Source organism: Mesorhizobium sp. Cs1321R2N1, assembly GCF_037179725.1.
Lineage (GTDB): Bacteria > Pseudomonadota > Alphaproteobacteria > Rhizobiales > Rhizobiaceae > Mesorhizobium > Mesorhizobium salmacidum.
On sequence record NZ_JAPYKP010000208.1, the window covers coordinates 1 to 7,369 of the forward strand.

The following is a 7,369-nucleotide window of genomic DNA, read 5'->3' on the forward strand; positions in this document are numbered from 1 at the left end:
AGCGCGTCAGCGTCACCAGCACCCGCTCCGAGATCGCTTCCGGGGAGGGCGCGATCGCCTGGCCACGGCCGTCGCGCCTGCGGGCGAACAGTTCGGCGCCTAAGCGGGCAGCGACGGCATCCCAGTTCGCCTGCTTGCCGAGCACATGGGCGGCGTCCGACGGCGTGAAGCCTGAGATATGCACCAGCCCGCGCGAGACCAGCCGGTTCAGCGTGGCATTCTGGGCGTTCGAGCTCAGCAGCCTGTCGAGGGCGAGCGGTGTCGCGCCGATCGCCTCGTAGAGCTTTGCCTCCGGGGCGGTCAGCCCCGCGGCGAGCCGGTCCGGCACGCCGGTGCGGACCGCGAAACGGCCATCCATGCGGCCGGTGTTGGGGGCGCGCAACTGGCGTTCGAGTTCCGCCGTCACCGCCTCGCCATGCGCCATGCCGGCCAGCGCCAGCGGCACCAGGCGGCGCGGCCCGAGCAGGATTTTCGGATTGAGCGCGCCATCCTCCAGCGTCACCTCGGAATCGCCGCCGAGGCCGAAAGTGCGCATGGCCACCGCCTCGACCATGGTGCGGAAGCCGCCGACGGTGGCGCCTTCCGGATCGAGCCGCGGCCGGCCGCCATCGAGCACAGCGACATCCGTGGTGGTGCCGCCGATGTCGGAGACCACCGCGTTGTCGAGCCCGGTCATGTGGCGGGCGCCGACCAGGCTGGCGGCGGGACCGGAAAGGATCGTCTCGATCGGCCGCTGGCGGGCAAACGCCGCCGAAACCAGCGCGCCATCGCCACGCACCACCATCAGGGGAGCGGCGATATTGCGCGCTGCGAGAAAGCCCTCGGTCGCCGCCACCAGCCGGTCGATCATCGAGATTAGCCTGGCATTGAGCAGCGTGGTGAGCGCACGGCGTGGCCCGCCGAGCTTGGCCGACAATTCGTGGCTTGATGTGACCGGCAGGCCGGTCCTGTCGCGGATCAGCTCCCGGGAGGCGATCTCATGCGCGGGATTGCGGGTGGCGAAATAGGCGCAGACGGCGAAGCCGGACACCGACGCGCCGAGTTCCGGCAGCATCGCCTCCAGTCCGGACAGGTCGAGCTTTGCCGCATTGCCGTGCACATCATGGCCGCCGGGACAAAACACCACCGGGTCGGTGCCGAGTGCCGTCTTCAGCCCATCGCGGGCAAGATCGGCCTCGGAAAAGCCGATCATGACCAGCGCCACCCGGCCGCCCTGCCCCTCGACCAGCGCGTTGGTGGCGAGCGTCGTCGACATCGAGACCAGCTTGATGTCAGCCGGATCGGTGGCCGCCTTTTCCAGCACCGCGTCGACGGCACCCGAAATGCCGACGGCCAGATCATGCCGCGTGGTCAGCGCCTTGGCCTTGGCCAGCACCTTGCCCTTGTTCGGCCCCTGCTGGGGACCTTCGGTCTCGGACCACAGCACGGCATCGGTGTAGGTGCCGCCGGTGTCGATGCCGAGGAAGAGAGGGGCGGGCTTGGTCTTGGCGGTCATTTTGGGGCGAAAGTCCGGGGAAATGGTTTGGTTGCCTGCCCTTAGCCGATACGGGCTTGCGGATAAAGCCGGGAGAGATGGGCCAAGGGACGCGGCACTGGCGCGGTGGAGAATTTATTGAAAGGTCGGCGTGAGGCGCCCCCCTCTGTCCTGCCGGACATCTCCCCCTCAAGGGGGGAGATTGGCAGTCTCAGTACCGGCACTGGCCCAGCAACGTTGGCGATAGGCGAAACCCGGCGTGGCAGCTGATCTCCCCACCTGAGGGGGAGATGCCCGGCAGGGCAGAGGGGGGCGCCTCGCGCCAACCTCCGCAGCTATCCCACAAACCCAACCTTCTTATGACTGCCATCGCAGAACGGTTTGTTGGCCGAGTGGCCGCAGCGGCACAGGAAGACCTTGGTGGCGCGGTCGACCGTGTGGCCGGCGCCGGTGACGATCTCGACATTGCCTTCGAGCTTGAGCGGGCCGTTGGTGGTAGGCGTCGCCTTCAGTGGGCCGTCACGGGCCTCCAGTGCGGGCGTGTCCTTCAGCGCCGGTTCGCCGGTGGCGGCAAAGCCCGCCCTGATGTGGCTGTTGTCGCAGAACGGCTTGTTCTGCGAGGCGCCGCAGCGGCAGAGCGTGGCGCGGAAGAATGTCTCGTCGCCAAGCACGATCTCGGCATGCACCGCCAGCGGACCGTTTTCGCGCAACCGCACGGTGTTGACCACAGGCGGCTTTTCCTGCGGTCCGCCATCCTTGCGCATATAGGTGATGGCGCCCGAGGGGCAATTCTCGGCCAGCGCGACGATCTTTTCGACGCTGGCCGCCTCGGGATGGATCCATTGGCCCGGCGCGTTGGGCACGAAGACATTTGGGTCGCCGAGCACGCAATTGCGCGAGTGGATGCAGCGTTTGCCGGAAAATCCGACGTCGATCTTGTCGCTTTCGACCATACCGGCCATTGGCGTGCTCCCTGTGTGCCTGGAGCACACCGCGCCTGAATGCACGCGGCGTGCCTTGGGTATTTGGGCTATGGTCCCCAGCGGGAAACCCGTCAAGCTGGCAAACCGGTCAGGGGACCAGATCGATCTCCTCGGTCTCGCCGCCGCTGCAGGTATAGCAGCAATCCTCGCATTTTTCCTTGTTGCCGGGGCCGACGCCCCAATAGGTGCCTTCGTCGCCGTCAACCCAGGCGCCGTAGCAGATCGATTCGCCTTCATTGCAGGATATCGGCAGCTGCTTGGTCTCGCCGTCGTCGAGATAGAAATCCTTGCCATCGCCCGGCCAGACATAGTCGCGGTCCTGGCTGTAGAGCTCGAGGCGCATGGCGTTGGGATGGCTGTTCTTGACGGCGAAGGTGACGTCGCCGGCATGGGCGGTTGATACAAACAGGACGGCAAGCGAAAACGCGGCGGCGAGCCGGCGCGCTGATGTGAAAGACATGAAAACCCCCGATGTAGAATCGGCCCCCACGGCCGATGGGGGATCATGGCATGACGCGGGCGGATGCTAAAGGGATGATGCCCGGCAATCCCGTCCAAATCATCGCGGCATTTCGCCTTATCGCTGCCAGAAGGGCAGTTTGGCGATTTCTTCCTCTACCTGTGGGGTCGTCAAACCGATGTCGTCGATCAGATGTGGACTGACCTCCGACATTCGCTTGAGGTCCCAGCGAAAGCGTGTCCGCTCGCGCCAGGCCGCGATGGTGTTTCGCAAGACCGTCAGGCGCCGACGCGGCGCTTGCTTGGGACTTGCGGGCTGCAGCACTGCCGGCGGAACCGAAACAAGGATATGATTCATGACAATCTCCGTGGGGGCGGACTTCTAGGCCCTCGAACTGAAAGAGGTTGCATTCTGCGGGACGCGAACGCCGCCGTAATTAAGGCCCGCCAAATAGTTCTCAAAAGTTCCAAACGGCGTCTAACTCTTTGTTTTCACGCAATTCCTGCAGGGAAAGCGCTATGCGCTTCTCCGGGGCAAACCGCTTCGCACTTTCCTGGAATTGCTCTATAGATGCGCCATGCAGGGAGAGCGCTTTGCCTTTGGCCCGTTCGTGCTCGATGCCGGTGCGGGAACGCTGCTCCGGAACGACGTCCCCGTGGCCATCGGCTATCGCGGGCTGAAGCTGCTCGCGGCGCTGGTCGCAAGGGCCGGCGAAATCATTGAGAAGGCCGAACTCATGGACGCGGCGTGGCCCGGCACGGCCGTCGAGGAAGGCAATCTCACCGTCCAGATCGCGCAATTGCGCAAGCTGCTCGGTCCGCCCGGCATTGCGGGTGAAGGAGGCGGCGAATGGATCAGCACCGTTCCACGCGTCGGCTACCGCTTCACGGGAGCCGTCGAACAGCTCGCCGGCGCCAAGCGAAAACCGTTGCCGCTGCCTGACAAACCATCGATCGCGGTGCTGCCCTTCGTCAATTTCAGCAACGATGCCGGGCAGGACGCTTTCTGCGACGGCTTGACCGAAGACCTGATCACCGACTTGTCGAGGATCTCCGGCCTGTTCGTCATCGCGCGCAATTCGACCTTCGCCTACAAGGGAAGGGCGATGGATGTGCGCGAGATCGCCGGGGAACTTGGCGTCCGCTACCTGCTGGAGGGCAGCGCGCGGCGTGACGCGGGGCGCGTGCGCATCAACGCACAGCTGGTCGACGCGGCGAGCGGCGACCATCTCTGGGCGGAACGCTTCGACCGCGGCCTGGACGATATCTTTGCCGTCCAGGACGAGGTGACCGCCAAGATCGTGGAGGCGTTGCTCGGCCGGCTGCGCGCGCCACCGCCGCGCAACCGACCCCGCAATCTCGATGCCTACGATCTGTGCGTGCGGGCGCGGAAGCTGATCGACGATTCGCCGCAGACGGCACGGGAAGCGCATCTGATGCTGACGCGCGCGGTTGCGCTCGACCCCGACTACGCCGAGGCCTATCGCTGGCTCGCCATGAACCACTGGATGGGATGGGTGCACTGGGGCGAGCCGATCGACCCCAACCGCCGCATTGCCCTGGACCTGGCGCGCAAGGCGGTCGCGATCGATCCGAACGATGCCGGCTGCCACTGGGTGCTCGGCAATTTGCTTGCCTATGAGCATGATTTCGCCGAGTCGGACGCCGAATTCGCCAGGGCGTTCGAACTCGACCCCAACGAGGCCGATGCCTGGGCGACATTGTCCGATATAACGACGCTCGCCGGGCGGGTGGAGGAGGGCCTGCAGCAGATCCGCAAGGCGTTCCGGCTGAACCCGTTTCCGGCAAGCTGGTACTATCTGACGCTCGGCCAGGCGCAATATGCGGCGCGCGACTACGCTGCCGCCGTCGAGACGCTGCGCCGGGACGAGACCTACCGCACCAGCTCACGCCGCTTTCTCGCGGCAAGCCTTGCGCAACTTGGCCGGCTCGACGAGGCGCGCGCGGAGGTCGAGCTGTTCCTCGTCGGCAACCCGCATTTCACGACCCGCCACTGGGTGATGACCGAGCCGTTCCGCGACGACGCGACGCGTGAGCATTTCATCGAGGGCTTCCACAAGGCCGGCCTTCCAGACTGACGCGCCGGAATGACCGCCTGCACTGGATCCCCGATCACGGCACCAGGTCGATCGTCTCGGTCGTGTGCTCCACGCAGATGAAACAGCAGGTATCGCAGGGCTGGTCGTTGTCTGGCCCGACGCCGGCGGAAATCTTGTCGTTCCCATCGACCCAGGCGCCATAGCAGATGTGCTCACCCTGGTTGCACGAAAGCGGCACCGATTTCTGCGAGCCCGGCTCGACAAGGAACACCTTGTCATTGCCAGGCCAGACGGTCTCACGGTCGCGGCTGAACAGCTCGACCGCGACCGCCTCCTTGCGCAGATTCTTGACGAAAAAGGCCATGTCGGCGGCATCGGCCGAATTGGCCAGGACCAGTGCCGCCAGCGCAACCATGCGAAACAGCGTCACCGCCGACCTCCCCGAATCATTCGCGGGCAGGTTCGCACGGCCGCCCGGAACTAGGAAGACACGCGGCCCTCCGCAGTGATCTCACGCCCCAGCCTGACCACTTCACGCACCAGCAGATCGAGATCGTCGCGGCGAGTGCGATGATTGGTGATCGCCACACGCAGCCAGTGCTCGCCATGCACGGTGGTATCGGAGAGTGCCGCGATGCCTTGCTCCTGCAGCCGCAGCATGATCTCGGTGTTGAGCGCCTTCAGCGCTTCGCCCGCCAAACCGGGTTGGTAGCGGAAGCAGACGATGTTGATGGTCGGCGCTGCCGCCAGTTCCAGCGAAGGCTCGGCCTCGATCAGCCCGGCCAGATAGGAGACCTGCGCGATGTTCTGGTCGATCAGGCGGCCGAATTTTTCGACGCCATGCTCCTTCAGCGCCATCCACACTTTCAGGGCGCGAAAGCCGCGCGAGGTCTGCAGGCCATAGTCGTGCAGCCATTCGCCGGATGCGAGGCCGCGCGGCGTCGATTCCAGGTATTCCGGTGTCACCGCGAAGGTCCGGCGGTGCGCTGTGGCATCCCTGACCAGGGCACAGCCGACCTCGAACGGCGCGTGCAGCCATTTGTGCGGATCGAGTGCGATCGAATCGGCCCATTCGATGCCGGCAATGCGGTGGGCGTTTTGCGGCGCGATCGCGATCAGCGCGCCAATACAGCCATCGACATGAAACCAGAGTCCTTCCTCGTGCGCGAGTTTGGCAAGCGCCCTGAGATCGTCGATCGCGCCGGTGTTGACCGTACCGGCATTGCCGATGACGCAGGCCGGCGTGAAGCCGGCTGCCCGGTCCTCGGCGATCGCCGCGCGCAAGGCCGATATGTCGATGCGCAGCCCGGCATCGGTCGCGATCCGGCGCAGCGCCCGGTTGCCGAGCCCGAGCGTTTCCATCGCCTTGCGATGGCAGGAATGGATCTGGTCCGAGCCGTAGAAGCGCAGCGGTTTTTCGATGGCGGCGACGCCGTGTTCGCGCACATCGATGCCGGCCTTGACATTGCGCGCCACGGTCAGCCCGATGATATTGGCCATCGAGCCGCCGCTGACCAACGTGCCGGAGGCCGACGCCGGAAAGCCCAGCATCTGCTTGCACCAGTTCACCACCTGGCTGTCCATCAGCCCGGCGGCATGGTTGCCGCCGCCGAGATTGGAGCCCTGGATCGCCGCGAGGAAATCGCCGAGCGCGCCGGTGAAGTTGCTCGACCCCATGTACCAGGACCAGAAGCGCGGATGGATGTTGCCCATGGGATAGGACATCACGGTGCGCGAGACCTCGCCGTAGACGGCGGCAAGCGGTGCAGGCGAGCGCGGCAACGGGGCGGTGAAGAAGTCCCGCACATCGGCCGGCATCTCCCGCCACACCGGGCGGTCGCGCACGTCGCGCAGATAATCGACGGCATCGTCGACGACCCGGTGCGACAAGGCCTGCACATCGGCCCAGTCGGCGGGGTCAAGCGTTTCCTCGGCCACCATGCCGACGGTTTCTCGCGCGATGTCCATGACTGCCTCCGTCAAGCCGCCGGAAACTGGCAGCCGGGCGTCGAGCGCGACAGCGCCAGCTCGTCGGCATCCATTTCGGCCTCGATGCCGTCGAACAGCGGTGTCGACATGTAGCGCTCGCCAGTGTCGGGCAACATGCACAGGATCACCGATCCCGCCGGCGCCTTCTCCGCGACCTGCCGCGCCACGGCGAAGGTGGCGCCGCCGGAAATGCCGGTGAAGATGCCTTCCTTCTGGGCTAGCGCCCGCGCCCATTTGATGCCCTCTGGCCCGGCGATCGGCATCACCTCGTCATAGAGGCTGGCGTCGATCGCTTCCTGCAGGACATTGGGGATGAAGTCCGGCGTCCAGCCCTGGATCGGGTGCGGCTCGAAGGCCGGGTGGCTGGCGGCGGGGGCGCCATCGGCACCGCGCAGCTGCGCCTT

Annotated in this window: 7 protein-coding genes and 1 pseudogene; 1 reads left to right on the plus strand and 7 read right to left on the minus strand. The window is 65.8% G+C overall.

What is annotated here, in order from left to right:
* The 4 genes from O7A61_RS29955 to O7A61_RS29970 form a co-directional block, all read right to left on the minus strand.
* The coding region (locus O7A61_RS29955) for a hydantoinase/oxoprolinase family protein (RefSeq protein ID WP_337132826.1) at positions 1-1,495 on the minus strand (1,495 nt) is incomplete at its 3' end.
* Positions 1,496-1,809: 314 nt separating this feature from the next.
* Positions 1,810-2,436 carry a CDGSH iron-sulfur domain-containing protein gene (locus O7A61_RS29960; protein ID WP_337132827.1) on the minus strand — a complete coding sequence of 209 codons (627 nt, stop codon included), beginning with the start codon at positions 2,434-2,436 and terminating at the stop codon, positions 1,810-1,812.
* A gap of 109 nt (positions 2,437-2,545) precedes the next feature.
* On the minus strand, positions 2,546-2,917 hold the full coding sequence (locus O7A61_RS29965) for a hypothetical protein (RefSeq protein WP_027142530.1): 372 nt from the start codon (positions 2,915-2,917) through the stop codon (positions 2,546-2,548).
* A gap of 117 nt (positions 2,918-3,034) precedes the next feature.
* Positions 3,035-3,274 carry a DUF1127 domain-containing protein gene (locus O7A61_RS29970; RefSeq protein ID WP_337132828.1) on the minus strand — a complete coding sequence of 80 codons (240 nt, stop codon included), beginning with the start codon at positions 3,272-3,274 and terminating at the stop codon, positions 3,035-3,037.
* A gap of 220 nt (positions 3,275-3,494) precedes the next feature.
* Between O7A61_RS29970 and O7A61_RS29975 the strand changes: the two genes are divergently transcribed.
* Complete coding sequence (locus O7A61_RS29975) at positions 3,495-5,015, plus strand: winged helix-turn-helix domain-containing tetratricopeptide repeat protein (protein WP_337132829.1); 1,521 nt, start codon at positions 3,495-3,497, stop codon at positions 5,013-5,015.
* 34 nt (positions 5,016-5,049) lie between these two features.
* Here the strand turns inward: O7A61_RS29975 and O7A61_RS29980 are convergent, their stop codons facing one another.
* The 3 genes and pseudogenes from O7A61_RS29980 to O7A61_RS29990 form a co-directional block, all read right to left on the minus strand.
* Positions 5,050-5,406 (minus strand): hypothetical protein, encoded by a 357-nt coding sequence (locus tag O7A61_RS29980; protein WP_337108598.1) that lies wholly within the window; start codon positions 5,404-5,406, stop codon positions 5,050-5,052.
* Positions 5,407-5,456: 50 nt separating this feature from the next.
* Positions 5,457-6,944 carry a pyridoxal phosphate-dependent decarboxylase family protein gene (locus O7A61_RS29985; protein WP_337132830.1) on the minus strand — a complete coding sequence of 496 codons (1,488 nt, stop codon included), beginning with the start codon at positions 6,942-6,944 and terminating at the stop codon, positions 5,457-5,459.
* 11 nt (positions 6,945-6,955) lie between these two features.
* A pseudogene (locus O7A61_RS29990) lies at positions 6,956-7,369 on the minus strand (cysteine synthase); the annotation flags it as partial.

Excerpts from the sequence above, each read along its gene's own strand:
- O7A61_RS29975 (WP_337132829.1), top strand. The coding sequence starts at position 3,495 with ATGCAGGGAGAGCGCTTTGCCTTTGGCCCGTTCGTGCTCGATGCCGGT.
- O7A61_RS29985 (WP_337132830.1), bottom strand. The coding sequence starts at position 6,944 with ATGGACATCGCGCGAGAAACCGTCGGCATGGTGGCCGAGGAAACGCTT.
- O7A61_RS29960 (WP_337132827.1), bottom strand. The coding sequence starts at position 2,436 with ATGGCCGGTATGGTCGAAAGCGACAAGATCGACGTCGGATTTTCCGGC.
- O7A61_RS29965 (WP_027142530.1), bottom strand. The coding sequence starts at position 2,917 with ATGTCTTTCACATCAGCGCGCCGGCTCGCCGCCGCGTTTTCGCTTGCC.
- O7A61_RS29970 (WP_337132828.1), bottom strand. The coding sequence starts at position 3,274 with ATGAATCATATCCTTGTTTCGGTTCCGCCGGCAGTGCTGCAGCCCGCA.